We start from the raw sequence: 24,904 nt of genomic DNA, 5'->3' as shown, positions 1-24,904 counted from the left end.
TGACCTCACCGGTCGGGGCCCGCCTTCGTTTACGCCCCTAAACCCCCCGGTATCCTGCGGATGTCCAGCACCCGAAGCCGAAGGGCATCCCCGTGAGCGCCAACCGCCCGGCAGCCGTCGTCGTTCTCGCAGCGGGTGAAGGAACCCGCATGAAGTCGAGAACCCCCAAGGTTCTGCACGAGGTCTGCGGGCGCTCGCTCGTCGGACATGTCGTGTCCGCCGCGCGTGAGCTGGAGCCGCGGCAGCTCGTCGTGGTCGTCGGGCATGCCCGCGCCGAGGTCGAGGGGCATCTGACCGCCGCGTACGAGGGCGTGCGCACCGCCTACCAGGCCACCCAGAACGGCACCGGGCACGCCGTCCGGACCGCGCTCCAGGAGCTGGGCGGGACGCCCGACGGGACCGTGGTCGTCGTCTGCGGCGACACCCCGCTGCTCTCCGGCGAGACCCTCAACGCGCTCGCCGCCACCCACGCCGCCGACGGCAACGCCGTGACCGTGCTGACCGCCGAGGTCCCGGACGCGACCGGGTACGGGCGGATCGTCCGGGAGGGTGCGCACGGCGCGGTCACCGCGATCGTCGAGCACAAGGACGCCTCCGACGCGCAGCGGGCGATCCGGGAGATCAACTCGGGGGTGTTCGCGTTCGACGGTCAGCTCCTCGCGGACGCGCTCGGCAAGGTCCGTACGGACAACAGCCAGGGCGAGGAGTACCTCACCGACGTGCTCGGCATCCTGCGCGAGGCCGGCCACCGGGTCGGGGCGTCCGTCGCCGCCGATCACCGGGAGATCCTGGGCATCAACAACCGCGTCCAGCTCGCGGAGGCCCGGCGGCTGCTGAATCAGCGGCTGCTGGAGCGCGCGATGCTGGCCGGCGTGACGGTCGTCGATCCGGCGTCGGTCCTCATCGACGTGTCGGTCACCTTCGAGCAGGACGCGGTCGTGCACCCGGGTACGCAGCTGCTCGGCGCCACGCATCTGGCCGAAGGCGCCGAGGTGGGGCCCAACACGCGGCTGAAGGACACGTCCGTGGGCGCGGGCGCCCGGGTGGACAACACGGTCGCCGACGGCGCCGAGGTGGGCGCGGGGGCGACGGTCGGCCCGTACGCCTACCTGCGGCCCGGTACGCGGCTGGGCGTGAAGGCCAAGGCGGGCGCGTACGTCGAGATGAAGAACGCGACGATCGGCGAGGGCACGAAGGTGCCGCACCTGTCGTACGTCGGGGACGCGACCATCGGCGAGTACACGAACATCGGCGCGGCCAGCGTCTTCGTGAACTACGACGGCGAGCGGAAGCATCACACGACGATCGGCTCGCATTGCCGGACCGGTTCGGACAACATGTTTGTGGCACCTGTCACGGTCGGGGACGGTGCGTACACCGCCGCCGGGTCGGTCATCACGAAGGACGTACCGGCCGGTTCGCTGGCTGTCGCCCGCGGCCAGCAAAGGAATATCGAGGGCTGGGTGGCCCGGAAGCGTCCGGGCAGTGCCGCCGCGGCGGCCGCCGCGACGGCGCCGGCGAGCACCGAGAGTGAAAGCTGACCGGAAAGAGCGGCGTCGATGTCGGCGTAACGTGATAACCGCATAAACCGTATGACCGCTCGATTGGCATCTGTACGATTCGGCTGGCTCGCAGGGACGCGCGGGCTCAGCGGCCATCAACACGTCTGAGGAGACAGTGCTGTGACCGGGATCAAGACGACCGGCGAGAAGAAGATGATGTTCTTCTCCGGCCGCGCCCACCCCGAGCTGGCCGAGGAGGTCGCGCAACAACTCGGTGTCGGGATTGTGCCGACCAAGGCATTCGATTTCGCCAACGGCGAGATCTATGTGCGCTATCAGGAGTCCGCGCGCGGCGCGGACTGCTTCCTGATCCAGAGCCACACCGCTCCGATCAATAAGTGGATCATGGAACAGCTGATCATGATCGATGCGCTGAAACGGGCCTCGGCCCGGAGCATCACCGTGATCGTGCCGTTCTACGGCTACGCCCGGCAGGACAAGAAGCACCGTGGCCGTGAGCCGATTTCGGCCCGGCTGGTGGCGGATCTGATGAAGACCGCGGGCGCGGACCGGATTCTGACGGTCGATCTGCACACGGACCAGATCCAGGGCTTCTTCGACGGTCCCGTGGACCATCTCTTCGCGCTGCCGATCCTGGCGGACTACGTGGCCGGGAAGGTGGACCGCTCGAAGCTGACGGTCGTCTCCCCGGACGCGGGCCGGGTCAGGGTCGCCGACCGCTGGTGCGACCGGCTGGGCGCTCCGCTGGCGATCGTGCACAAGCGGCGCGACAAGGACATCGCCAACAAGGTGACGGTCCACGAGGTCGTCGGCAATGTGGCGGGCCGGGTCTGTGTGCTGGTCGACGACATGATCGACACGGGTGGCACGATCTGTGCCGCCGCCGACGCGCTGTTCGCGCACGGCGCCGAGGACGTCATAGTGACGGCGACGCACGGTGTGCTGTCGGGTCCGGCGGCCGACCGGCTGAAGAACTCGAAGGTCAGTGAGTTCGTGTTCACGAATTCGCTGCCCGACCCGGGCAATCTCGACCTGGACAAGATCACGGTCCTGTCGATCGCGCCGACCATCGCGCGCGCGGTCCGTGAGGTCTTCGAGGACGGCTCGGTGACCAGCCTGTTCGAGGAGCAGGAAGAGGCGTAGGGCGGGCCGGGACGGGGGACGGCGGCGGCCCGCGGCAAGTGGCTGCGGCTGTGCTCGCGGCGCTGGTGCGCAGGGGTGCGAGGCCCCCGCCGAGGCCGCTGTCGCCGGAGTTCTAGATCGATTTCTGAGGCGGCCTTCCCGCCGGGTAGACTCATCGGGTTGCTCGGCGAGGGAGGCCGCACTCAGGTGCCGGTTCGTCCGTTATCGACGCGCTCTTCGTAGCAGGCCCGTTTGTGGCCGGGTGACCACCGTATGTCCGTCACCGTTTGCTTCTACGAGGAGTGCCACCATGGCCGATGTGAAGATCAGCGCCGAGGTCCGCAGCGAGTTCGGCAAGGGCGCCGCCCGCCGCGCGCGTCGTGAGAACAAGGTTCCCGGCGTCATCTACGGCCACGGCGCCGACACCGTCCACGTGACCCTGCCGGGCCACCCGCTGATGATGGCGCTGAAGACGGCGAACGCGCTGATCACGCTGGACATCGACGGCCGCACTGAGCTGGTCATCCCGAAGGCCGTGCAGCGCAACGCGATCAAGGGCGACATCGAGCACGTCGACCTCCTCGCGGTCAAGCGCGGCGAGAAGGTCACGGTCGAGGTCGCGGTCCACACCGAGGGCGAGCTGGCCCCGGGCGCGAACCTGCTGGAGAACGTCCTCAACACGCTGACCGTCGAGGCCGAGGCCACCCACATCCCGCAGTCCGTCACGGTCTCCATCGAGGGCCTGGACGCCGGTGACTCGATCGCCGCCAAGGACGTCCCGCTGCCCTCCGGCACCACCCTGGTCACCGACGAGGACGCCGTCGTCATCCAGGTCCTGGCCGCGCAGGCCGAGGAGCCGGCCGCGGACTCCGAGGGCGCCGAGAGCACCGAGGCCTGATCCTCGCTCTGTGCCACGGACGGGGTGGCGGGCCGTTGCCCGCCACCCCGTCCGCCCTTTGTGTGACCTACGGACGCGAGGAGAAGCAGCGCGCATGACCACGGATGCCAACGCCCCCTGGCTGATCGTGGGTCTGGGGAACCCCGGACCCGGGTACGCGGCCAATCGGCACAATGTCGGCTTCATGGTGGCCGACCTGCTGGCGGAACGCATCGGCGGTTCCTACAAGCGGGCGCAGAAGGCGCAGGCGCAGGTCATCGAGGGCAGGCTGGGGGCGCCGGGGCCGGCGAGCCGCCGGGTCGTGCTGGCCAAGCCGACCTCGTACATGAATCTTTCCGGTGGTCCCGTGGTGGGGCTGCGGGACTTCTACAAGGTGCCGACGGCGAACATCGTGGCCGTCCATGACGAGCTGGACATCGACTACGGCACCCTGCGGCTGAAGCTGGGCGGCGGGGACAACGGCCACAACGGTCTGAAGTCGATGACGAAGGCGATGGGCCCGGAGTACCACCGGGTGCGGTTCGGGATCGGGCGGCCGCCGGGCCGGATGCAGGTCGCGGATTTCGTGCTGAAGGACTTCTCGTCGGTGGAGCGCAAGGAGCTGGCGTACTTCGTGGACCGGGCGGCGGACGCGGTGGAGGCGTTGGTGACGGAGGGGCTGGAGCGCGCGCAGAGCGCGTACAACTCGTAGCGCCCGACTCGTGGCGCTCAAGTCGTGGCGCTCAGCTCATGGCGCCCGACTCGTGGCGCCCGATTCGCAGTGCCTCTGAGTACATCTCGCCACAAGCCCCCGCATTCACCGGCTGTGGTTTGACCCGGCGCATGGCCATGGCCAAGGATCCCGCCCTATGACGCGGACGAGGAAGCGGCCCAAGAAGCGGCCGAGGCGGAGTCGGCTCTCGTCGGCCGGTGTGGTGTCGTTCGGCCGTGAGGCGGCGATGGCGGGTGTGGCCGTGGTGCTCCTCGTGGCGGGCGTCTGGGCGTCCTGGGACGCGGCGCAGCACGTGATGCTCTCCAAGGGGCGTGAGCACGGCACGTTGACGGTGACCCGCTGTACGGGCGGGTCGTGCACGGGGGAGTACACGCCCGACGGACCGGAGCGCGCGCGGACCGGGATGACGATCGAGGAGTCCGTCGCGGTCAAGGCGGGTGAGCGGTTCCCCGTGGTGGTGAAGCCGGGGTCGAAGGAGCTGGTGCGCGCGGGTACGGCGGGGCTGCTGTACGCGTGGGTGCCGCTGGGCGGGGGGCTGTTGCTGGCCGCGCTGGTCATCGGCGGCGGGCTGGGGATGGCACGGCTGGGCTGGGGGGTGGCCGCGGCGGGCGGTGCGCTGTTGCTGGGGGCGTTCTTCGCGCTCTGAGCCCACGTAGCTCACGTAGCTCAGGTAGCTCACGTATGGGGCCGGGGCCCCGACCCCGTACGTGAGGCGGACAGGGGATTGCCCCGCACCGGATATCCGGTGCGGGGCAATCCTTTTGTACGTGGCGGGTACGTGCGTTCTCAGCCGGTGTTGCGCAGCCCGGCCGCGACTCCGTTGACGGTCAGCAGCAGCGCCCGCGAGAGCAGCGGGTCCGGTGCCTCCTCCCGGGCGGCCGCGGCGCGCTGGCGGGCGAGCAGGGAGACCTGGAGGTAGGAGATCGGGTCGAGGTAGGCGTCGCGGATGGCGAAGGTCTGCTGGAGCGCCTGGTTGGAGTCGAGGAGCTTCTCGCCGCCGGTGATGCGCAGTACTTCCTGGACGGTGAGGGCGTGCTCGGCCTCGATGGCGCCGAAGACGTGCTTCAGATGGTCCGGTACGAGGGTGTCCACGTAGTGCCGGGCGATCCGCAGGTCGGTCTTGGCGAGGGTCATCTCGACGTTGGAGAGGAAGTTCTGGAAGAAGTGCCAGTGCTCGTACATCTCGTCGAGCGCGGTGTCGGGTCCGGCCTCGCGCAGCGCCTTGAGGCCGGAGCCGACGCCGAACCAGCCCGGCACGATCTGCCGTGACTGCGTCCACCCGAAGACCCAGGGGATGGCGCGCAGCCCGTCGAGGCCGGCGCCGGAGTCGGGCCGCCGGGAGGGGCGGGAGCCGAGGTGGAGGTCGGCGAGCTGGTCGACGGGGGTGGCGGCGAAGAAGTACGCGGGCAGGTCGGGGTCCTCGACCAGCTCGCGGTAGGCGTGGTGCGCGGCGTCCGAGACGGTGTCCATGGCCGAGTCCCAGCGGGCGAGGGCCTCGTCGGACTGGCGCGGCGCGGTGTGCAGGGCGGATGCCTGGAGGGTGGCCGCGACGGTCAGTTCCAGGTTCTCCCTGGCGAGGGAGGGGATGAGGTACTTGTCGGAGATGACCTCGCCCTGCTCGGTCACCTTGATCTCGCCCTCCAGGGTGCCCCAGGGCTGCGCGAGGATCGCGTCGTGCGAGGGGCCGCCGCCGCGGCCGACGGTGCCGCCGCGGCCGTGGAAGAGGCGCAGGCGTACGCCGTGCCGGTGGGCGACGTCGCGCAGCCGGCGCTGGGCGCGGTGGATCTCCCACTGGGAGGTGGTGATGCCGCCGAACTTGGAGGAGTCGGAGTAGCCGAGCATGACCTCCTGGACGTCGCCGCGCAGGGAGACGAGCCTGCGGTAGGAGGGGTCGGCGAGCATCTCGTCGAGGATGACGTCGGCGGCGCGCAGCTCGTCGGTGGTCTCCAGCAGCGGCACGATGCCGATCTTGGCCCAGCCGCCGTGCAGGTCGAGGAGGCCGGCCTCGCGGGCGAGGACGGCGGCGGCGAAGACGTCGTCGGCGCCCTGGCACATGGAGATGATGTACGACTCGATGACCTCGGGGCCGAATCGTTCGAACGCCTGGCGGACGGTGTGGAAGACGCCGAGGGTCTTCTCGCCCGCCGCGTCGAGGGGCGCGGGGGTGGGGGCGAGGGGGCGGCGCGAGCGCAGCTCCTTGGCGAGGAGCTTCTGCCGGTATTCGCGCGGCATGTCGACGTAGCGCCAGGATTCCTCGCCGAGCCGGTCGAAGAGCTGACCGAGGGCGTGGTGGTGGGCGTCGGCGTGTTCCCGTACGTCCATGGTGGCGAGCTGGAGGCCGAAGGCGGCGAGGGTGCGGATCGTCCGGTCCATGCGGCCGTCGGCGAAGAGGCCGCCGCGGTGCTCGCGCAGGGAGGTCTGGATGAGGGTGAGGTCGTCGAGGAGTTCGGAGGTGCCGAGGTAGTCGCGGCCGGGCTCGTGCGGGGTGTTGCGGGCGAGGCGCTCGCGGGTGTTGACGAGCTTCTGGCGGATGCAGGTGGCCTTGAGCCGGTAGGGCTCCTCGGCGTTGAGGCGCTTGTAGCGGGGGCTGATCTCGGGGAGCTGCTCCAGGTCGGTACGGAGCGAGCCGAGGAGTTCCTCGGTGGCGCCCGCGTAGCGGATGGAGTTGGAGAGCTGGCCGCGCAGGTGGTCGACGAGTTCGAGGGCGTCGGTGATGCCGTGCTCGTGCTGGAGGATCAGTACCTGGCTGGTGACTTCGGGGGTGACGTTGGGGTTGCCGTCGCGGTCGCCGCCGATCCAGGTGCCGAAGCTGAGGGGGCGGGTGCCGGGGGGCAGCTCGACGCCGACGCGTTCCAGTTCGGCGGTGAGGTCTTCGAGGACGTCGCCGACGGCGCCGATGTGCAGTTCGTCCAGATAGTAAATGGCGTTGCGGGCCTCGTCGGCGGGCTCGGGCCGTACGACGCGCAGCTCGTCGGTCTGCCAGATGAGGTCGATGGACTCGGCGAGGCGCAGGTCGTGGCGGCGCCGGTCGGAGGCGATGACGGGCGCTTCGAGCAGCTCGGCGATGCGGCGGAGCTTGTTGAGTACGGAGCGGCGGGCGGCTTCGGTGGGGTGGGCGGTGAAGACGGGCCGGACGTTGAGGTTCTTGACGGTTTGGCGCAGGTGTTCGGGGTCGGCGTCCTTGAGCCGGTCGGCGGTGCGGGCGAGCAGGCCGCCTTCGGCGGCGCGGCGCTCGCGCATCTCGCGGCCCCGGTGGACCTGTTCCGCGACGTTGGCGAGGTGGAAATAGGTGGAGAAGGCCCGTACCAGCTTGGCTGCGGTTTCCAGGTCCGTGTCGCCGAGCAGCTCGGCGGCGGCTTCGCCGTTCTCGCGGGTGAGCGCGCGGACGCGTTCGACCAGCTCGAGCAGTTCGGGGCCTTCCTGGCGTACGAGGGTCTCGCCCAGCAGGTCACCGAGACGGCGGATGTCTGAACGCAGTTCCGTGTTGGCTGATGGGGTCTGGTCGGCACTGCTCACAGGTGCGGCTCCTTGCAGTGTTTTGGCACGTCTGGAGGGTTCTGGAGACTTCGCGGACCGCGCTGTCCGACGACATAAGGATAGGTGGCCTTCTTTCGGAGTTATCCACAGCCCTCTTGCCGCGCCCTTGGACGCTGCCATACTTACGTTGCCGTAGGTTACGCACCCGTATCTGACCTTCTGCCCGATTCCGATTCGGCTTTCTCGATTCCGCTTCGCTTCTCCTTACTCCAGGGGACCCACATGAGCACACCCCCCGATGTGATCGACGACTCTTCCGCACCCTCACCCTCCGGAGGCGATTCGCTACCCGCCGCGACGCTCGGCGCGGAACGCAAGGGCACTCTTGAGCAGATCGCGCTGATGCTGTTCATCATCGTGCCGTTCGCCGCCCTGCTGGCGGCGGTGCCGCTGGCCTGGGCGTGGGGCGGTGTGAGCTGGCTGGACCTGGGCCTGATGGTGGCGATGTACTACATCGGCTGCCACGGCGTCACGATCGGCTACCACCGCTACTTCACGCACGGCGCCTTCAAGGCGAGGCGTCCGCTGCGGATCGCGCTCGCCGTGGCGGGTTCGCTCGCCGTCGAGGGCCCGCTGGTGCGCTGGGTGGCGGACCACCGCAAGCATCACAAGTTCTCTGACGCGGAGGGGGACCCGCACTCCCCGTGGCGGTTCGGTGAGACGCTGCCGGCCCTGATGAAGGGCCTGTGGTGGGCGCACATCGGCTGGCTGTTCGACGAGGAGCAGACGCCGCAGCAGAAGTACGCGCCGGATCTGGTCAAGGACCCGGCGCTGCGCGCGGTGTCGCGCCAGTTCGCGCTGTGGACGACGGTGTCGCTGCTGCTCCCGCCGCTGGTGGGCGGCTTGGTGACGATGTCCTGGTGGGGGGCGTGCACGGCGTTCTTCTGGGGCTCGCTGGTCCGGGTGGCGCTGCTCCACCACGTCACGTGGTCGATCAATTCGATCTGCCACGCGGTGGGCAAGCGCCCCTTCAAGTCGCGCGACCGGTCGGGCAACGTCTGGTGGCTGGCTGTCCTCTCGTGCGGGGAGTCCTGGCACAACCTGCACCACGCGGATCCCACCAGCGCGCGGCACGGGGTGCTCAGGGGCCAGATCGACTCCAGCGCCCGGCTGATCCGCTGGTTCGAGCTGGCGGGCTGGGCCTCCGACGTCCGCTGGCCCGACGCCTCCCGAATTAACTCCCGCCGCAAGAGCGCACCCGCCAAGGCATGATGGGAACCGTGGCGATCGAGGGCAGTACGAGCAAGCAGGGCAGCACCGAGAAGAGCCGGACACCGGGGACCCGGCGGACCCGCAGGGTCAGGATGACCGGCGCGGAACGGCGCGAACAGCTGCTGGACATCGGTCGCACCCTCTTCGCGGAGAAGGGCTTCGAGGCGACGTCGGTCGAGGAGATCGCGGCGAAGGCCGGGGTCTCCAAGCCGGTGGTGTACGAGCACTTCGGCGGCAAGGAGGGGCTGTACGCGGTCGTGGTGGACCGCGAGATGCGCCAGCTCCTCGACATGGTCACGAGCGCGCTGACCGCCGGCCACCCGCGTGAGCTGCTCGAACAGGCCGCGTTCGCGCTTCTCGACTACATCGAGACGTACACGGACGGCTTCCGCATCCTGGTCCGCGACTCCCCGGTCGCCCAGTCCACGGGCACCTTCGCCTCTCTGATCAGCGATATCGCGACGCAGGTCGAGGACATCCTCGGCATGGAGTTCAAGGCCCGGGGCTTCGACCCGAAGCTGGCGCCGCTGTACGCGCAGGCGCTGGTGGGCATGGTGGCGCTGACGGGCCAGTGGTGGGTGGACGCCCGCCGCCCGAAGAAGTCCGAGGTGGCGGCCCACCTGGTCAATCTGGCCTGGCACGGCCTGGAGGGGCTGGAGCCGAAACCGCGTCTCATAGGGCACCGGAAGGTGTGAGGGGCGGGGCGGCTCCGGGGGGCGTACGGGGAGGCGTTCGTACGGGGAGGTGTGCATGGCGTCGGCGCCGGGGCGATGGAAATGGACAGAACCTGTCCACCTCTGGGTACGGTGGCGGCATGCCATCGTGGAATGCCACAGGTGACACCCCGGCGAAGGCGCCCCGCGCCGACGCGCGACGCAACGCCGAGCTGGTCCTGGCCGGGGCCCGGCGCGCTGTCGCCACCCATGGCCTCGACGCGAGCTACCACGAGATCGCCCGGCTGGCCGGTGTGGGCGTCGGTACCGTGTACCGGCGCTTTCCCCAGCGGGACGAGCTCATGGAGGCCGTGCTGCTCGACATCCTGGACGAGCTGATCCAGGAAGCCGAACGCGCCCTTGAACACCCCGACCCGTGGGAGGGCTTCACCGGCCTCTTCGCCGGCCTCGCGCTGCGCACCGGTGAGAACGCGGGCCTGTCGGGATCCCTCGACGAACGGGGCGGCCCCCGCGTCGCCGCCCGGCGCCGCCGCCTGCTGGACCTGCTGCACCGCACCACCGAGCGCGCTCAGCGGGCCGGGGCGCTGCGCGACGACGTGGGCCCGCAGGACATCCCGTACCTGGCCCGGGCCGCGACCTCGGCCGGGTGCGTCCTGGATCTGCCCGCCGGTCCTGAGCAGCCGAGGCGGGCCATCACGGTCATTCTCGACGGCCTGCGGACCCGTGGGGGCCGGGCCTGAGCGAGCCGGGCCGACGCCCTCATCGGCCGGTCGAGCGCGGCGTCCCGGTTCGGGAAGTAGTGGTAGAGCGCCTGCACGGTCATGCCGAGGTCGCGTGCGATCGCTCGCAGGGACAGGGCCGCGGGTCCGTGTCCGGTGATGTGGCGCTCGGCGGCGTCCACGATCTCCTGGGTGGCGACTGCCCTGCGCCGCTCGCGAAGTGAGAGCGGGGCCGTTCCGTGTGCGTCTGCGGTCATGCGGTGACCGTACGACCCCGGCGACGGCATGGCATCGAAAAACCGCGACCCGTGATGAAGATCTGACACTGTCAAGCAAATCTCATACTGCTAAATAATCCGCCGCCTGACTAACGTCGCTCTCGGCGACGAAGAGTGCGACACCGCGCGGCCCCTGACGGGGCGAAGGGTTCCGTGGGGCGCTGCGCCGACTCCCTTGCACACCTCGATTCTCGTCATGCCCATTTCATTACCTTTTCACCCTGTATGCCGCAAGGAGAACGCGCGCGTGTGAACGCCTGGCCGAACTGGCGATTCGCCGGTCGCAGTCCAGCCGGGCCGCGAAGGTCATCGACGAGAGGTTCGGCGGAGAGACGAACCTGGTCCTGCTGGTCCGGGCCACCGAAGGCCGCGTCGAAGACCCGGCGGCCGCGCGGGACGGCAACTCCCTGGTGGCCGACCTCAAGAAGGAGAAGACCCTCACCAACGTCGTCTCGTACTGGGAGACGAACAGCCCCGACCTGCGCTCCCGCGACGGCCGCGAGGCCATGGTGCCCGCCCATGTCACCGGCGACGAGACGGAGCGGCGGGACAACGCCAAGGAGCTCATCGCCGCTCACTCCGGCACGTACAAGGACGCGCTCGACGTCGAGGCCGGGGGTGGCGCCGCCGTGGGCAGCGATCTGGGCACGCAGGTGGTCGACGACCTGATCCTGGCCGAGGCCATCGCCATTCCGCTGACCCTCGTGCTGCTCCTGTTCCTCTTCGGCAGCGTGGTCGCTGCCCTGCTGCCGCTGGCCATCGCCACCATCGCCATCGTCGGCTCGTTCGCCGGACTCTTCGTCCTCGGCAGCATCACCGACGTCGCCGACACCGCCACCAACCTCACCACCGCCCTGGGCCTCGGACTGGGCATCGACTACGCCCTGCTGATGGTCAGCCGCTTCCGGGAGCAGCTCGCGGCGGGGTCGGGCGTGGACGACGCCGTGCGCCGTACGGTGAGCACCGCCGGCCGTACCGTCGCCGTTCTCCGCCGCCACGGTGGCCGCCGCGCTCGCGGCGCTCCTGGTGTTCCCGCAGTACTTCCTCCGCTCCTTCGGCTTCGCCGGTGTCGGTGTCGTCGTCATCGCGGCCGTCGGCACCCTGTTCGTGATGCCGGCCCTGCTGGCCGTACTGGGTCACCGGGTCAACAGCGGGCGGCTGCCGTGGGCGAAGAAGGACCGTTCCGCTGGCCGGGATCCGATGTGGGGCCGGCCGGCCCGTACCGTCATGCGCCGTCCCGGGGTCACCGCGCTGCCGGTGCTCGCGGTGCTGCTGCTCGCGGCGAGCCCGCTGCTGGGCATCACCTTCGGCACGCCGGACGAGCGCGTCCTGCCCGAGAACGCCGGGAGCCGTCAGGTCTCCACCGCGCTGCGGGAGAACTTCGACGGCAGCGAGGACATGGCCCTCAACATCGTCATCGACAAGTCCGTGGGCAAGGCCCCACTGGAGTCGTACGCGACCGAGCTGGCCGCGCTGAAGGGCGTCGCCCGCGTCGAGGCCAGCACGGGAACCTACGCCGACGGCGAGTCCGCGCCGCCCGGCCCCGCCAACGCCGCCTTCGCCCGCCCCGACGCGCAGCGGATCAGTGTGGTCAGCGGGCTGGAGCCGAAGTCGGGCGAGGCCCAGGACCTGGTCGAGAAGGTACGGGCGGTCACCCCGCCCGCCGACTCATATCCCCTGGTGGGCGGAGACGTCCCCCGGGCTGGTCGACTCCAAGGACTCCATCGGCAACCGGCTCCCCGATCGCCATCGCCCTGATCGCCCTCAGCACCTTCGTCCTGCTCTTCCTGTTCACCGGCAGCATCGTGCAGCCGCTGCGCGCGCTGGTCCTCAACGGGATCAGCCTGGCGGCGACCCTGGGCGTCATGACCTGGATCTTCCAGGACGGCAACTTCTCCTCTCTGCTCGGCTTCACGGCCCAGCCGATGGAGATGTCGATGACGGTGCTGATGTTCTGCATCGCCTTCGGTCTGTCCATGGACTACGAGGTGTTCGTGACCAGCCGGATCAAGGAACTCCACGACCTGGGCGCGGACAACGAGACCGCCGTGACCGACGGCCTCGGCCACACCGGACGCATCGTCAGCGCGGCGGCCTTCCTGCTCGCGGTGAGCTTCTTCGCCTTCGGCACGGCCAAGATCAGCTTCATGCAGATGTTCGGCCTGGGCAGCGGCCTGGCCATCCTCATCGACGCCATCGCCGTACGCGGCGTACTCGTCCCGGCCGCGATGCGCCTGCTCGGCGGCTCCGCGTGGTACGCGCCCGGCTTCCTGCGCAGGTTCCATGACCGGTTCGGCCTGAGCGAGGGCGGCCCGGAACCGGAGGCCGCCGCGGTGCCCGTGAAGGACGCGGCGCGCGTCTGACGGCACGGGACGACGACCTGTGTGTGCCCGCCTCCACCACCCGGAGGCGGGCACAGGCGTGTGGCGCCGTCAGCTACCGGGGGCGACGGTGGCGCGGGCGAGCAGGGTTCCGATGTGACCGGCGGTCGGCGCGTCGAGGATCTGGGCGCGGGCCTCGATGAATCCGGCGTCCAGGAGGAGCCGTTCCCAGTCTTCGGGGGTGTGGCTGTAGCGGTACGTGTAGCGCGCCGGACCCGCGAAGCCGCCCTTGTACATGCCCTGGGCGCCGTGGGCGCCGGGGATGGCGGGTGGGTGCGAGAAGACGAGAACCCCGCCCGGGTTGAGCCGTTGGGCGATCAGGGGGAGAAGCTCCTCCGGGTCGGTGAACCAGACGGCCCCGAAGATGGAGTAGACGGCGTCGTATGTCTGTGAGTCGGCGCGCAGGTGTTCCAGCACCTCCGCGCACACGAAGCGGGCGCCTTCCGGTCCCCATCGCTCGGTGGTGTACCCGACCATGACCGGAGACAGATCGACCCCGGTCGCCCTGACGCCTCGCCGGGCGAGATGGGCCAGCGCCCGCCCCGTACCGCAACCGATCTCCAGAGCGGTCGCGGGGGAGCCGAGCAGCTCACTCCCCGGCCCGTGGCCGGCGTACTGCGTCCAGCGGAAGACCGGTTCGGCCGCGAACACCTTGTCCTTGGTGCTCAGGGCGAAGGCGTCCCAGAGTTCGCGCTCGTGGTCGATGTTGTGCGGTACGGGCAACGTGATCCTTCGGACGGGGGCGGCCAGGACGGCGTGGAGCTCAGCCGACGACGTTCGACGGGTCGTCCAGCCATACGTGTTGGCCGGTGCGGGCGACGCTCAGTCCGGCGCGGTCGCGGCTCGGGCGGTCGTGGGACTCCCAGGAGCGGTAGGCGCGTTCGGCTTCGTCCCACAGTCGGCGCGGGCCGTACTGTCCGATGGTGTACGTACGGTCCGATCCGGCCTCCGTATCGCCGCCTGGGACGTACTCCGCCGCCGCCCACGACCTTCCGTCGTCCGCGAGCAGCCACCAGGTCGCCTCGCCGCTCGCGTCGTCCGCGTCCGCGAGCAGGTGCCACGCGTCGGGCACGCCCAGGCCGACGAAGAACTGCGCGTCGGCGTCACCGGTGATCGCCAGGGGCGACAGGGCCGTACGGGATGGAGTGTCCTCGTCCGTGTGGTGCAGGAAGTCCGACAGATAGCCGCGCGGCGGGCGTCCGGTGCGCGTCCGCATGAAGGCCGGATAGCCGCTGAACCGCCCGTGCGCCTCGCCGTCGGCAACGTCCAGCACGGCGAAGCTGTGCGAGAAGAACGAGCCGCCCCACGGCGCGACGATCCGCCCGGCCGGAGCCTGCTCCACCCACGCGTAAGGGATCTCCGGGACCGTGTACGTCGCGATCACTCGCTCGTACGGAGCCCCGCCCGGCCACCCCTCCTCGCCCTCGCCGCACACGACACGCGGGCGGAGACCGGCCGCCCGGAGGTTCGCCGCCGCTCGCTCCACCAGCACCGGATCGATGTCCACCGTGGTGACGTTGCCCGATCCGAGCCGGTGCGCGAGCAACCCCGCGTTGTACCCCGTGCCCGCGCCCAACTCCAGCACCCGGTGCCCCTCCGCCACGTCCAGCAGACCGAGCATCTCCAGCATGACGCTCGGCATCGAACTGGACGAGGTCGGCAACCGGTACGCACCGTCGGGCAACGCACGGCCGTCGTTGATCTGCGTCGTCAACGGCACATCGTCGTACACGGCCGCCAGCCAGCGCTCCGGGCTCCCGCTCCGCGAGATCACCTCGTCCCCGGCCTCCACGACATCCGGCAGGAACAACTCCCTCGGCACGACCGCGATCGCGTCCGCCCACTCCGCCGGCACGGCACCGCTGTCCGCGAGGATCTCCGCGAGGTGTCGCGGTGTGCTCGCGGGCGGTCTCACTTGTCCCTGTCCTTCTTGGGCGGGTCGCCGACCGGCTTGGTCCACTGGCCGTCCCCTTCACGCGGGGACTGCTTCCGGTCGCCCTCAGCCCCGCCCTTGCCGTCCCCGTGCCTGCCGCTCATCGCGTAACTCCTTGCCGCCTGTCCGCCCGGTCGCTTGCCGGTCCACGGTCGGCTACTCAACGCATTCTTCCGCGTGTGCAGCGTGATGGGCAGGGGGCGCACGGATCGGTCGGCGGACTCATCCGCACCCCTGTGCGCCTACGCGCCGGGGGCGAGGGCGGTACGAGTGGCCCACGCCGTACGGTGCCCCGCACGTCGCACTCGACGCGCTCTGCGCGGGGGCGGCCGGGCGGTCAGGCTTCGGGGGTGGGGGGTTCCTCGGCGAAGTGGTCGAACTCGCCTGCTTTGATGCCGAGGATGAACGCTTTGAGCTTCTCGGGGGTGGTGGTGACGATGACGTCGGGGCTGTCGCTCTCGACGAGCTTGATGGTGCCGTCGTCGGCTGCGGCGACGTTGATGCAGTTGGCCGCCTCGCCGCTGAACGAGGACTTCTGCCAGGTGAGGGCGGACACGCGGGTCCCCTTTCTCAGACGTCTTCCGCGACCCGGCGGATCAGATCCCGGGACGCTGCTGGCTTGAGGCTACAACTCTCCATGCGGTCGAGAACGATCCGGTACTTCACCAACTGGGGCTGAGTATCAAGGAATGCGGAGCCGTGGTCAGTGTCGAGTTGCACCGTGTCCAAGGTCGGGATCGGGCCTGCCAGGTAGTGGATGCCCTGCCCGGAACTTGGAAAGGTGCCCGTTCCGAACGGGATTGCCAGGATGGTGATGTGCTCCCGCTCGCTCATGGCGAGCAAATTGTTCAGTTGGGCTCGGGCCACATCCGGTCCGCCGAAGCCCATGCGCAGGGCCGCCTCATGGATGATCGCCGTCAGCGGCGTGGGGTTCTCGCCGTACAACACCGTCTGTCGTTTGATCCGGTACGAAACCCGGTGCTCCACCTCGGGCGGCGTGAGGGCAGGAACGACATCGCTGATGACGGCGTGGGCGTGGGCCCGGGTCTGGAGCAGACCCGGCAGATGAATCACTGCCGCGGTGCGCATCGCGGCAGTGTGGTGTTCGAGTTCGGCCAGATCAAGTGCGTCGGACGGAAAGATGTCCCGGTACTCGTCCCACCACCCACGGGTCCGCCCGCCGGTCATGCCGGCGAGCGTGTCGATGAGCGGTTGGTCCGCGCAGCCGTACAACCGAGCCAGCGTTCGCACGCGATCGGCGCTCACCGGATAGCCGCCGGATTCGATGTTGCTGATCCGCGACTGGGTCGCACCGTGCAAGCGGCCCGCGTCCGTGGCGGACATCTGCGCGAGTTCGCGCAAGCGGCGAAGCTCAGCGCCCAAGCGCCGCTGCCGGATCGTGGGCGGGAGCTTGCTCGGGGGCATCGCTGCCGTCCTTTCATGGTTCGCACGCATAACTAAGGCAGTACCCATACGAGTGAGATGGAGCGCTACTAACCACAAGATAGGTGGACTGGATACTACCTCCATGGCTACGGTGTGAAGCAGGCCACATCAACCGGCCCGCGCCACAAGGCGCCCTCAATCCGCCATGCCCATCTGCCCGTTAGGGGATCGTGATGACCGTATCGCCGCAGGACCCTGCCCCGGAGTCGTTCGATTTCGAGCAGGAGTTGTACGAACTCGTCCGCGACACCGCGCCCCGGTTCTTCGCTGTCGTCGTCGAGTACCGCGACGGCGAAGGGGAGTTGGGCCGGGACGCCGCCGTCGTCGCCTGGGGGATGGCGCACGAGGACGGTGCGGCCGACGTGACGCGGGTGGGCGGCGGCGGCCGGTTGCGGCTCGCCGCGCCGGAGAACGTGGCCCGGTACTTCGGGCGCGGGGACGGGTGCTCGCCCCGGGTGGTGTGGCTTCCGGCCGCCGCCTGACCGGCGCGTCGGCCCGTACGCGTACTCCGTGACCGCCACCCGTACGCAACGCGCCCCGGGCCGGTCCTCCGGTCCGGGGCGTGGTGCACGTGCGGGTGTGGTCGTCAGTGCGGGGTCGGGGACTCCTCCAGCACGAACAGGGGGATCTCGCGGTCCGTCTTCTTCTGGTAGTCGGCGTAATCCGGGAACGCCTCGACCGCGCGCGCCCACCACACCGCCTTCTCCTCGCCGGTCACCTCGCGCGCGATCATGTCCCAGCGCTCCGTGCCGTCGCGGAGTTCGACCCGGGGGTCGGCCACGATGTTGTGGTACCAGACCGGGTGCTTGGGGGCGCCGCCCAGGGAGGCGACCGCCGCGTACGCGCCCTCGTGTTCCACCCGCATCAGCGGGCTCTTGCGGATCTTGCCGCTCTTCGCCCCCAGCGTGGTGAGGATGATGACGGGCAAGCCGCGCATCGTCGTCCCCTCCGTGCCGCCGGAGCCCTCGTACTGCTCGACCTGGTCGCGTGCCATCGGAAAGGTGCTGGGCTCGTACTCGCCGTGCAGGGGCATGCTGCCATCCCATCGTCGGAGTCTCCGTCGGATCTGCCTGCTTCAATGATCCGACTCGACACGATCATTCCCGGCCCCACCACTGGACGCCCTCGGATTCACCCTTCCAGCCGCCCGCGCGCGGCCACGGCCCGGGGATCCTCGTAGGGGGCGAGCAGGCGCAGCGCCCGCGAGCGGTGCCGGCCGGCCGCGACGGGGTCGGTGCCGGCCAGCGAGGCGGCGAGCGACTCCAGGGCCAGCGCTTCGTGCCAGCCGTCCGTGAGTTCGCTGTGTACGGTCGCGGCCCGGAGGTGGAAGTGGGCAGCCTCTTCCGGTCTGCCGAGCTCCTGGTACGTCTCGCCCGCTCCTTGCCAGGACATCGCCTCGCGGCTGCGGTTGCCGAGGCGCCGGTGCAGGTCCGCCGAGCGCTGGTACGAGGCGAGCGCGTCGGTGGGGCGGCCCAGTGCACGCTGGGCCTCGCCGAGAGAGAGGAGCCAGTAGCCCTCCAGGATCTGGTCGCGCAGGGAGAGGGCGATGTCCAGAGCCTGTTCGGCCGAGCGAAGGGCTTCTTCCGGGTCCCCCTGCTCGCGCCGCAGCCGGCTCAGCGTGTGCAGCACGTTGCCCACACTGACCGCGTTCCCGAGGGCCTGATGAGCGGCCAGAGCCTCTTGCGCGCAGGCGGCGGCCTGCTCCAGGCGCCCGGCGTTGTAGTGGGTGGTGGCCAGGTTCGACAGGGCGGAGGCCGCCCACCGGTCGGAGCCGGCCGCCCGCCAGAGCGTCGCCGCCTCCTCGAAACGGGCGGCGGCGGAGCTGAGCTGACGGCGGCGCAGATGAATGATGCCGATCAGGTTCACCGAATCCGCTTCGCCCTCGCGGTCGTCGGCGGCACGGCGGATCGTCAGCGCCTGCTGGTGGCACTCCAGGCTCTCGGCCCATGCGCTGACTCGCTGATGCGCCAGGCCCAGACAGGTGAGGAGCCGGGCTTGGGCGGTGGCGTCGCGCACCCGGCGCGCTGCCGCCAGTCCCGTGGCACCCGCCGTCAGCCACTGGGCCATGGAGGCGGACGGTGGCTGCACGTCCCAGAGGACCACCGCGAGCCGCCAGGCCAGTTCGTCGTGGCCGGCGGTGGCAGCGGCGCCGACGGTACGCAGCAGGTTCGTGTGCTCGCGCTCCGCCCAGTCCATCGCCGCGTCGTGGTCCGCGAAGGACGGTGGCCGGGTGGCCTCGGACATGCCCGACGAGGGCGCGTCAGGAAGAGCTGTCCCCTCCCCGCCGGGGGCGAGGAGGGACCGTGCCGCGTCGGCGGTGCGCAGGTACCAGGTCAGCACGCGGTGAAGGGCGGCCTGCCCGTCGTCCGGTGGCACTTCCTGCTGGGCGAGCCCGGCGGCGTACGCGCGGAGCAGGTCGTGGAACTGGTAGCGGTCGGGGCCCGTCTGCTCCAGGAGATGGGCCCCCACCAGGGAGTCCAGGAGCTGCCGGGTCCTGACGGCGGGCAGATCGGCCAGAGCGGCGGCGGCCCGCAGCCCGAACTCGGGGCCGGGGTGCAGGCCCAACTGCCGGAAGAGCGTCGCGCCGTGTTCGGGCAGGGCGCGGTAGGACCACGCGAACACGGTCCGTACGGCCTCGGCCTCTTCCGCGTCCCCGACGCTGAGGGCGTCCCAGAGGGCGGACTCGTCGCGCAGCTCGGCGATCAGGTCGGCCAGCCGCAGATGCGGGTTGCTCGCGGCGCGCTCCCCGGCGATGCGCAGGGCCAGCGGCAGCGCGGCGCACAGCCCGGCCAGCTCCGCGAGCTCGCCCAGATCGTCCGCGGCACGGTAGCCGCTGGTCACGGCGCGGAGCAGCGCGACGGCCTCGGGTTCCGGCAGGGTGCCGAGCGTCAGCCGGCGCGCCCCGTCCCGTATGGCGAGTCCGGAGAGCCTGCTGCGGCTGGTGACCACGGTCAGGCAGTGGGGGCCGCCCGGGAGCAGGGGGCGGACCTGCGCGGCGGTGGCGGCGTTGTCCAGCACGACGAGCATCCTGCGGTCGGAGAGCAGGGAGCGGTAGTGCGCGGCGGCCGCGTCGGGATCCTGCGGTACGGAGTCGGCGGGTACGCCGAGAGCCGGCAGGAAGCCGCGGAGGGCCTCCTGCGCGCTCAGCGGCTGCCCGGGGTCGTAGCCGCGCAGATTGACGTACAGCTGCCCGTCGGGGAAGCGGTCGCGGATCTGATGGGCCCAGTGCAGTACGAGCGAGGTCTTGCCCGCACCCGCGGTGCCGGCGACGACGCAGACCGAGACGACGACCGGAGCGCCGTCCTCCGTCGGCAGCACCGCGTTCAGCTGACCCAGCTCGGCGGTGCGGTTCACGAAGCGCTGGACGTCCCCCGGTAACTGCCGGGGCACAGGGCTCTGCCCCGAGCGGCCGGTCCCGCCCTCCTCCGGTGTTCCGTGCTGGTGGAAGTGGACCCCGCCGGTGACGCTCCGGGCCTGGACGACGTCATGCGACGTTCCCGACAGGTCGTTGCGTGAGCTGTTGGGCGGGTCGCTGTGCGCGTTGATGATTCACTCCGGCTGCGGGACGGGGGAGGGGAAGGGGGAAGGAACGGGTGGCGGGGCGGGCAGAGGTGCGATTTCACGGGCGAAGTACGAGGCGATGTCCTCGCCGGCCTCGTAGAGCGACGTGATGTACCGCTCCCAGGGGTGAACCCGCAGCGGATCGGTGAAGCGGATCGATCCCATCGGCTGTCCGTTGTCCGTGTACAGGACGCGGTAAAGGGTCCGGCCGTCCAGGATCACGATTTCCGGGAGCTGCTGATTCTTTTCGGCGTCCGCCACTTGGTCCGCGGTGACGATGCGTACGCGGCTCGCGCCCAGTTCGGCATTCTGTTTCAGCCAGTGCAGTTCCCATTGCACGTATGGAGTGATGGGGTATTCGACGATGCGCACCCGGTGAAAGGTGTGACCCCGGCTCCGGTCTTCTCGCGCCATGGCCCGCACGATGTCCCGGTCCGCGGCGAAGAGACGGAGCACCTCTTGCCAGTCGCCACGAGTGAGAGCGTCCCTGCTGGGGTCGTTCCGCTCCTCGAAATACTGCCGGCGCTCCAGCTTCCACGAGGCACCGTCGCGGATCAGGGCTTGACGTTCCCGGAAGTCACGCTTGTAGTCCTTGCTGACGAGACGCTCACCCAACTCCGCGGTGAGCGCCGGTGTGTTCGGATCAGGCATCCGGGATGTCCTTCTTCGCCGCGCTGAGCATGTTGCCGGGGATCACGACGAGGCGTTCGTCCGCCGACAGGGAGACTCCGGTGGGAAGCCTTGCCGAATAGGCGGCCGTGAGATCGCGGCCGATGACGGCGATGTCTCCGTTGTCGAGCTGCCAGATATCGGGGCAGTCTTCTCTGTCCTTCGAATTCCCGAGTTCCTGTGCGCTGCTCCCGAGTCGCCGTTCGAATAACGCGGACGGATCCGCTTCCCACGGTCGAATCATTTCTACCCCCAGGCGCGTTCGAACGAATGCGTCAATTTGTGTACATCGATTTTACGGAGAGTGACGCTGCGGGGCAATGCCGCCCGGGGGCGAGTTCTCGCCATCATCCGGAGCGCCGCACCCGTAACCCCCCCATGGCCCCCCACGGACCCCGCCCGACCCCGTAACCGCCACCGTTCCGACAGCGGCTGTCGTACCGGCGTCGTACGCTGGAGAACCCCCGGCCCGTGCGACGTGTCGGGCCCTTCGCGTTGTTCCCGTTCCACCCCGCGTTCCCGCTCGTTCCACCCCGCGTTCCCGCTCCACCCCCTGCCCCACCCGTAACCGGACGGAAGCCCTCTCCATGAGCCTGCACGGTCTGCTCGACGCCGTCACCCAGGACCCGGCGCTCGCCGAAGCGGTGAAGGCCGCCTCCGACGGTCACCGCACCCATGTCGACCTGGTCGGACCGGCCGCCGCGCGCCCCTTCGCGATCGCCGCGCTGGCGCGCGAGGCCGGGCGGCCCGTGCTGGCCGTGACGGCGACCGGGCGGGAGGCGGAGGACCTGGCGGCGGCGCTGCGGTCGCTGCTGGATCCCGACACCGTGGTCGAGTACCCGTCGTGGGAGACGCTGCCGCACGAGCGGCTCTCGCCGCGCTCCGACACCGTGGGCCGCCGGATCGCCGTGCTGCGCCGGCTCGCGCACCCGGCCGGGGACGATCCGGCGGCCGGGCCGGTCAGCGTGGTGGTCTCGCCGGTACGGTCCGTGCTCCAGCCGCAGGTCAAGGGGCTCGGGGATCTGGAGCCGGTCTCCCTGCGCAGCGGCGCGAGCGCGGATCTGGGCCAGGTCACCGAGGCGCTCGCCGCCGCCGCCTACGCGCGCGTGGAGCTGGTCGAGAAGCGCGGCGAGTTCGCCGTGCGCGGCGGCATCCTGGACGTCTTCCCGCCCACCGAGGAGCACCCCCTGCGGGTGGAGTTCTGGGGCGACGACATCGAGGAGATCCGTTACTTCAAGGTCGCCGACCAGCGTTCCCTGGAGGTCGCCGAGCACGGCCTGTGGGCGCCGCCCTGCCGGGAGCTGCTGCTCACGGCGGAGGTGCGGGAGCGGGCGGCGGCCCTCGCCGAGGACCATCCGGAGCTGGGTGAGCTGCTCGGCAAGATCGCCGAGGGGATCGCCGTCGAGGGCATGGAGGCGCTGGCCCCGGTGCTCGTGGACGACATGGAGCTGCTGCTCGACGTGTTGCCGGCCGGTGCGATGGCGCTGGTCTGCGACCCCGAGCGGGTACGGACACGGGCCTCGGACCTCGTGGCGACCAGCCAGGAGTTCCTCCAGGCGTCCTGGGCGGCGAGCGCGGGCGGCGGCGAGGCGCCCATCGATGTCGGCGCGGCGTCGCTGTGGTCCATCGCGGATGTCCGGGAGCGGGCGCGCGAGCTGGGGATGATGTGGTGGTCCGTCTCGCCGTTCGCCGTCGACGAGGAGGTCTCCCCGGAGTCCATCACCCTCGGTATGCACGCCCCCGAGTCGTACCGGGGCGACACCGCCCGCGCGCTGGCCGACACCAAGGGCTGGCTCGCCGACGGCTGGCGCACGGTCTTCGTCACCGAGGGCCACGGCACGGCGGCCCGTACGGTCGAGGTGCTCGGCGGCGAGGGGATTCCGGCGCGGCTCGACACCCCCGGGGCCCGGACGAAGAGCGGGCTCGGCGAGATCACGGCGTCGCTCGTCCATGTGGCGTGCGGGTCGATCGACTACGGCTTCGTCGACCCCGGGCTGAAGCTGGCGGTCCTCACCGAGACCGACCTGTCCGGCCAGAAGGCCGCGGGCAAGGAAGGCGCCCGGCTCCCCGCCAAGCGCCGCAAGACCATCGACCCGCTCACCCTGGAGTCCGGCGACTACATCGTCCACGAGCAGCACGGCGTGGGGCGGTACGTGGAGATGGTGCAGCGCACGGTCCAGGGCGCCACCCGCGAGTACCTGCTCGTCGAGTACGCCCCCGCCAAGCGCGGCCAGCCCGGCGACCGCCTCTACATCCCCACCGACCAGCTGGAGCAGGTCACCAAGTACGTGGGCGGCGAGGCCCCCACCATGCACCGCCTCGGCGGCGCGGACTGGACGAAGACGAAGGCGCGCGCCAAGAAGGCCGTCAAGGAGATCGCCGCCGACCTGATCAAGCTCTACTCCGCGCGGATGGCGGCCCCCGGCCACGCCTTCGGACCCGACACCCCCTGGCAGCGCGAGCTGGAGGACGCCTTCCCGTACGTGGAGACGCCCGACCAGCTCTCCACCATCGCCGAGGTCAAGGAGGACATGGAGAAGACGGTCCCGATGGACCGGCTGATCTGCGGCGACGTCGGCTACGGCAAGACGGAGATCGCCGTACGGGCGGCCTTCAAGGCGGTCCAGGACGGCAAGCAGGTCGCCGTCCTCGTCCCCACGACCCTGCTCGTGCAGCAGCACTTCGGCACCTTCTCCGAGCGGTACGCGCAGTTCCCCGTCTCCGTGAAGGCGCTCTCGCGCTTCCAGCCGGACGCGGAGGCGAAGGCGACGCTCCAGGGACTGAAGGACGGCGCGGTCGACATCGTCATCGGCACGCACCGGCTGTTCTCGTCCGAGACGAAGTTCAAGGACCTGGGCCTGGTCATCGTGGACGAGGAGCAGCGCTTCGGCGTCGAGCACAAGGAGCAGCTGAAGAAGCTCCGCGCCAACGTCGATGTGCTGACGATGTCCGCGACGCCCATCCCGCGCACGCTGGAGATGGCCGTCACCGGCATCCGCGAGATGTCCACGATCACCACCCCGCCGGAGGAGCGCCACCCGGTGCTGACCTTCGTCGGGCCGTACGAGCAGAAGCAGATCGGCGCGGCCATCCGGCGTGAACTGCTGCGCGAGGGCCAGGTCTTCTACATCCACAACCGCGTCGAGTCGATCGACCGGGCGGCCGCCAAGCTGCGCGAGATCGTCCCCGAGGCGCGCATCGCGACGGCGCACGGCCAGATGTCGGAGGGCGCCCTGGAGAAGGTCGTCGTCGACTTCTGGGAGAAGAAGTTCGACGTGCTGGTCTCCACGACGATCGTGGAGTCCGGCATCGACATCTCCAACGCCAACACCCTCATCGTGGAGCGCGGCGACAACTTCGGCCTCTCGCAGCTGCACCAGCTGCGCGGCCGGGTGGGGCGCGGCCGCGACCGGGGGTACTCGTACTTCCTCTACCCGCCGGAGAAGCCGCTCACCGAGACCGCCCACGAGCGGCTCGCGACCATCGCGCAGCACACCGAGATGGGCGCCGGGATGTATGTCGCGATGAAGGACCTGGAGATCCGCGGCGCGGGCAATCTGCTCGGCGGCGAGCAGTCCGGGCACATCGCGGGCGTCGGCTTCGATCTGTACGTACGGATGGTGGGCGAGGCGGTCGCCGACTACCGCGCCGCCGTCGACGGGGGAGAGGTCGAGGAGGCCCCCCTCGAAGTCAAGATCGAGCTGCCGGTCGACGCGCACGTCCCGCACGACTACGCGCCGGGCGAGCGGCTGCGCCTCCAGGCGTACCGCGCGATCGCCTCGGCGAACACGGAGGCCGACATCACGGCCGTACGGGAGGAGCTGACCGACCGTTACGGCAAGCTCCCGGAGCCCGTGGAGAACCTGCTGCTGGTCGCCGGGCTGCGGATGCTGGCGCGGGCGTGCGGGGTGGGCGAGATCGTCCTCCAGGGGCCCAACATCCGGTTCGCCCCGGTGGAGCTGCGGGAGTCGCAGGAGCTGCGCCTGAAGCGGCTGCATCCCCGGACGGTCATCAAGCCGACCGCGCACCAGATCCTCGTCCCGCGCCCGACGGCGGGGAAGATCGGCGGCAAGCCGGTGGTGGGGCGCGAACTGCTCGCGTGGACGGGCGAGTTCCTCACGACGATCCTGGGCTGAGCGGGCTCCCTGCCCGGAAGCGTTCCGCTGCCGTAAGCGCCTCGGCCCGGATGCGCTTCGCTGCCCGGACGCGCTTCGGCCCGGCCCCGCTTCGGCGGGGCCG

20 protein-coding genes and 2 pseudogenes are annotated in these 24,904 nt (G+C 70.4%); 11 read left to right on the top strand and 11 right to left on the bottom strand.

Annotation, left to right across the window (positions count from 1 at the left end; genetic code table 11):
* Positions 1-92 precede the first annotated feature (92 nt).
* The 5 genes from glmU to OG627_RS12995 all read left to right on the top strand — a co-directional run bounded on the left by glmU (position 93) and on the right by OG627_RS12995 (position 4,901).
* Positions 93-1,541, top strand: a complete 1,449-nt coding sequence (gene glmU, locus OG627_RS13015; RefSeq protein WP_329064613.1) for a bifunctional UDP-N-acetylglucosamine diphosphorylase/glucosamine-1-phosphate N-acetyltransferase GlmU — start codon at positions 93-95, stop codon at positions 1,539-1,541.
* Positions 1,542-1,682: 141 nt separating this feature from the next.
* Positions 1,683-2,666: a ribose-phosphate diphosphokinase gene (locus OG627_RS13010; RefSeq protein ID WP_329064610.1), complete on the top strand. Its 984-nt coding sequence runs from the start codon at positions 1,683-1,685 to the stop codon at positions 2,664-2,666.
* A gap of 289 nt (positions 2,667-2,955) precedes the next feature.
* Positions 2,956-3,543 (top strand): 50S ribosomal protein L25/general stress protein Ctc, encoded by a 588-nt coding sequence (locus OG627_RS13005; RefSeq protein ID WP_329064608.1) that lies wholly within the window; start codon positions 2,956-2,958, stop codon positions 3,541-3,543.
* A gap of 94 nt (positions 3,544-3,637) precedes the next feature.
* Positions 3,638-4,234, top strand: a complete 597-nt coding sequence (gene pth, locus OG627_RS13000) for an aminoacyl-tRNA hydrolase (RefSeq protein ID WP_329064607.1) — start codon at positions 3,638-3,640, stop codon at positions 4,232-4,234.
* A 157-nt stretch (positions 4,235-4,391) separates the two neighbouring features.
* Positions 4,392-4,901 carry a hypothetical protein gene (locus OG627_RS12995; protein ID WP_443073465.1) on the top strand — a complete coding sequence of 170 codons (510 nt, stop codon included), beginning with the start codon at positions 4,392-4,394 and terminating at the stop codon, positions 4,899-4,901.
* 140 nt (positions 4,902-5,041) lie between these two features.
* Here the strand turns inward: OG627_RS12995 and ppc are convergent, their stop codons facing one another.
* Positions 5,042-7,771 (bottom strand): phosphoenolpyruvate carboxylase, encoded by a 2,730-nt coding sequence (gene ppc, locus OG627_RS12990; RefSeq protein ID WP_329064606.1) that lies wholly within the window; start codon positions 7,769-7,771, stop codon positions 5,042-5,044.
* Positions 7,772-8,014: 243 nt separating this feature from the next.
* Here ppc and OG627_RS12985 point away from each other — a divergent pair, with 243 nt between their 5' ends.
* From OG627_RS12985 to OG627_RS12975, 3 genes are all read left to right on the top strand, one after another.
* Complete coding sequence (locus OG627_RS12985; protein WP_329064604.1) at positions 8,015-9,004, top strand: acyl-CoA desaturase; 990 nt, start codon at positions 8,015-8,017, stop codon at positions 9,002-9,004.
* On the top strand, positions 9,001-9,699 hold the full coding sequence (locus tag OG627_RS12980) for a TetR/AcrR family transcriptional regulator (protein WP_329064602.1): 699 nt from the start codon (positions 9,001-9,003) through the stop codon (positions 9,697-9,699). The genes OG627_RS12985 and OG627_RS12980 overlap by 4 nt, the downstream gene beginning before the upstream one ends.
* Before the next feature lie 119 nt (positions 9,700-9,818).
* Positions 9,819-10,418 (top strand): TetR/AcrR family transcriptional regulator, encoded by a 600-nt coding sequence (locus tag OG627_RS12975; RefSeq protein ID WP_329064600.1) that lies wholly within the window; start codon positions 9,819-9,821, stop codon positions 10,416-10,418.
* Positions 10,419-10,452: 34 nt separating this feature from the next.
* On the opposite strand, the pseudogene OG627_RS12970 reads toward OG627_RS12975, so the two are convergent.
* Positions 10,453-10,654 (bottom strand): annotated as a pseudogene (locus tag OG627_RS12970) (helix-turn-helix domain-containing protein); the annotation flags it as partial.
* 242 nt (positions 10,655-10,896) lie between these two features.
* Here OG627_RS12970 and OG627_RS12965 point away from each other — a divergent pair.
* Positions 10,897-13,038 (top strand): annotated as a pseudogene (locus tag OG627_RS12965) (MMPL family transporter).
* Positions 13,039-13,107: 69 nt separating this feature from the next.
* On the opposite strand, the gene OG627_RS12960 reads toward OG627_RS12965, so the two are convergent.
* From OG627_RS12960 to OG627_RS12940, 5 genes are all read right to left on the bottom strand, one after another.
* Complete coding sequence (locus OG627_RS12960) at positions 13,108-13,779, bottom strand: class I SAM-dependent methyltransferase (RefSeq protein ID WP_329064597.1); 672 nt, start codon at positions 13,777-13,779, stop codon at positions 13,108-13,110.
* A gap of 40 nt (positions 13,780-13,819) precedes the next feature.
* A complete protein-coding gene (locus tag OG627_RS12955) occupies positions 13,820-14,971 on the bottom strand; it encodes a methyltransferase domain-containing protein (protein ID WP_329064595.1) in 1,152 nt (383 codons plus the stop codon).
* Entirely contained in the window at positions 14,968-15,093 is a 126-nt protein-coding gene (locus OG627_RS12950) for a hypothetical protein (RefSeq protein WP_329064592.1), read from the bottom strand. The genes OG627_RS12955 and OG627_RS12950 overlap by 4 nt, the downstream gene beginning before the upstream one ends.
* 233 nt (positions 15,094-15,326) lie before the next feature.
* Positions 15,327-15,545, bottom strand: coding sequence for a DUF397 domain-containing protein (locus OG627_RS12945; protein ID WP_329064590.1), 219 nt, complete (start codon positions 15,543-15,545; stop codon positions 15,327-15,329).
* Positions 15,546-15,559: 14 nt separating this feature from the next.
* Positions 15,560-16,414: a helix-turn-helix domain-containing protein gene (locus OG627_RS12940; RefSeq protein ID WP_329064587.1), complete on the bottom strand. Its 855-nt coding sequence runs from the start codon at positions 16,412-16,414 to the stop codon at positions 15,560-15,562.
* Positions 16,415-16,608: 194 nt separating this feature from the next.
* On the opposite strand from OG627_RS12940, the gene OG627_RS12935 reads away from it, so the two are divergent.
* Positions 16,609-16,917, top strand: a complete 309-nt coding sequence (locus OG627_RS12935) for a hypothetical protein (RefSeq protein WP_329064585.1) — start codon at positions 16,609-16,611, stop codon at positions 16,915-16,917.
* Positions 16,918-17,021: 104 nt separating this feature from the next.
* Here the strand turns inward: OG627_RS12935 and OG627_RS12930 are convergent, their stop codons facing one another.
* From OG627_RS12930 to OG627_RS12915, 4 genes are all read right to left on the bottom strand, one after another.
* The gene (locus OG627_RS12930) at positions 17,022-17,468 is read right to left on the bottom strand and encodes a nitroreductase family deazaflavin-dependent oxidoreductase (protein WP_329064584.1); all 447 of its coding nucleotides are present in this window, start codon (positions 17,466-17,468) and stop codon (positions 17,022-17,024) included.
* Between the two features lie 98 nt (positions 17,469-17,566).
* Positions 17,567-19,789: an ATP-binding protein gene (locus OG627_RS12925; protein ID WP_329064582.1), complete on the bottom strand. Its 2,223-nt coding sequence runs from the start codon at positions 19,787-19,789 to the stop codon at positions 17,567-17,569.
* A 195-nt stretch (positions 19,790-19,984) separates the two neighbouring features.
* Positions 19,985-20,647 carry a DUF6879 family protein gene (locus tag OG627_RS12920; RefSeq protein WP_329064580.1) on the bottom strand — a complete coding sequence of 221 codons (663 nt, stop codon included), beginning with the start codon at positions 20,645-20,647 and terminating at the stop codon, positions 19,985-19,987.
* On the bottom strand, positions 20,640-20,909 hold the full coding sequence (locus OG627_RS12915; protein WP_329064578.1) for a hypothetical protein: 270 nt from the start codon (positions 20,907-20,909) through the stop codon (positions 20,640-20,642). The genes OG627_RS12920 and OG627_RS12915 overlap by 8 nt, the downstream gene beginning before the upstream one ends.
* 343 nt (positions 20,910-21,252) lie before the next feature.
* On the opposite strand from OG627_RS12915, the gene mfd reads away from it, so the two are divergent.
* Positions 21,253-24,801, top strand: coding sequence for a transcription-repair coupling factor (mfd, locus tag OG627_RS12910; RefSeq protein ID WP_329064577.1), 3,549 nt, complete (start codon positions 21,253-21,255; stop codon positions 24,799-24,801).
* Positions 24,802-24,904 lie beyond the last annotated feature (103 nt).

The sequence above is a fragment of the Streptomyces sp. NBC_01429 genome, from assembly GCF_036231945.1.
Classification (GTDB): Bacteria; Actinomycetota; Actinomycetes; order Streptomycetales; family Streptomycetaceae; genus Streptomyces.
This window is presented reverse-complemented; position numbering and strand designations above follow the sequence as displayed.